The 1,730-nt window shown below is 62.7% G+C and carries 2 protein-coding genes; both read left to right on the top strand.

The window, feature by feature from the left end; translation table 11 throughout:
• Positions 1-607: ATP-binding cassette domain-containing protein (locus ACFWF3_RS34790; RefSeq protein ID WP_379318315.1), on the top strand; the 607-nt coding region annotated here is incomplete at its 5' end.
• A gap of 56 nt (positions 608-663) precedes the next feature.
• Positions 664-1,458 carry an ABC transporter permease gene (locus ACFWF3_RS34785; RefSeq protein ID WP_379318317.1) on the top strand — a complete coding sequence of 265 codons (795 nt, stop codon included), beginning with the start codon at positions 664-666 and terminating at the stop codon, positions 1,456-1,458.
• The last annotated feature ends 272 nt before the right edge of the window (positions 1,459-1,730 follow it).

The raw sequence follows: 1,730 nt of genomic DNA, 5'->3' as shown, positions 1-1,730 counted from the left end.
GGTGAAGGGTTACTCGGGCGGTATGCGCAGGCGCCTCGACCTGGCAGGCGCCCTCGTGGCCAACCCGCCGGTGCTGTTCCTCGACGAACCGACCACGGGTCTGGACCCGCGTGCCCGGCTCGACCTGTGGGACGTCATCGAGGAGCTGGTCGCCGGCGGCACCACCCTGCTGCTCACCACCCAGTACATGGACGAGGCCGACCGCCTCGCCGATTCGATCGCGGTGATCGACCACGGCAAGGTGATCGCCCGCGGCACCGCCGACGAACTCAAGGCCCTCGTCGGCGGCGACCGGATCGAACTCACCGTCGGCGCCGCCGACCAGCTCGCCGTCGCCCAGCAGGTGCTGAGCGGGCTCGCCGACGGCGAGATCCATCTCGAACCCGGCCTGCGCAAGCTCATCGTGCCGGTCGCCGACGGGTCACAGGACCTGGTCACCGCCATCGGCAGGCTCACCGAGCACAAGGTGGACATCAACGATGTCGCCCTGCGCAGACCCTCGCTCGACGACGTCTTCCTGACGCTCACCGGGCACGAGGCCGAAGAACTCGTCAACGGCGATCGCGAGTCGGAGACCGTGGGCGCCGCGGAAGGAAAGAACCGATGACCGTCGCACTCGACAAGGCCGAGCTGCACCCTCCCAGCCTCGGCGAACGACTGTCGATGGTGGTGAGCGACAGCATCACCATCGCCAAACGCAACGTCATCAAGATCAAGCGCGTACCCGACGTGCTGATCTTCACGACGCTGTCGCCCATCATGTTCGTGCTGCTGTTCGCCTACATCTTCGGCTCAGCGATCAGTATTCCTGGCGTCGAGGGTGGTTACCGTGAGTTCCTGATCGCGGGCATCTTCGCCCAGACGGTGGTTTTCGGTGCGACGTTCACCGGTGCAGGCCTGGCCGAGGATATGCAAAAGGGCATCATCGACCGGTTCCGGTCACTGCCGATGGCGCCTTCTGCGGTGTTGGTCGGCCGCACCGTCAGCGACGTGGTCATCAACATCGTCAGCCTGGTGGTGATGTCGCTGACAGGTCTAGTTGTCGGCTGGCGGATCCGTGGATCGTTTTTCGACGCGGTGCTTGCGTACGCCTTGATGCTGCTGTTCGCTTACGCGCTGTCCTGGATGATGGCCGTGGTCGGCCTGCTGCTTCGCGCTCCCGAGGTGTTCAACAACGCCAGCTTCATGGTGATATTTCCGCTGACATTCGTATCCAACTTGTTCGTACCGCTGGAATCCTTGCCCGCGCCGCTGAGAGTTTTCGCGGAATGGAACCCCGTATCGGCGCTGGCACAAGCTGTACGCGAATTGTTCGGTAACACCAATCCGCTGGAACCGCCATCCGAAGCGATACCGATGCAGCATCCGGTGATCACAACGCTTGCCTGGATCGTGGTGATCCTGCTCGTATTCGTGCCGTTGGCTCAGATCCAGTACCGGAAATCGGTCAGTCGCTGACATGCGAACCCAAGACCTGCTGGAACTGCCGTGACGTCGCCGAATGGCGTGTCATCACACCCCTGTGAACGAGGTTGTCCTGACTCCAGAATAAGTCGCTCCACAGGGCGATAGCGCCCAGCTTCTCCTGACTGGATCCAGTCAGGAGAAGCTGGGCGCTAGATGGCGAGATCGCCGAAAATGGGTAGTCGCCCTAGCGCATTCGGGATGCGCCGGTGTCTGTCACGAACCTCGGTTGACGCTGGGACAGTCGAGAGATCTCTTTAGTAGTG

Source organism: Nocardia sp. NPDC060220, assembly GCF_042727815.1.
Classification (GTDB): domain Bacteria; phylum Actinomycetota; class Actinomycetes; order Mycobacteriales; family Mycobacteriaceae; genus Nocardia.
The sequence above is the reverse complement of the archived record's forward strand: the minus strand, read 5'-3'. Positions and strand labels throughout refer to the sequence as shown.

What these genes read in the sequence shown, in the direction of transcription:
- ACFWF3_RS34785 (WP_379318317.1), top strand. Translation starts at nt 664, where the DNA reads ATGGTGGTGAGCGACAGCATCACCATCGCCAAACGCAACGTCATCAAG.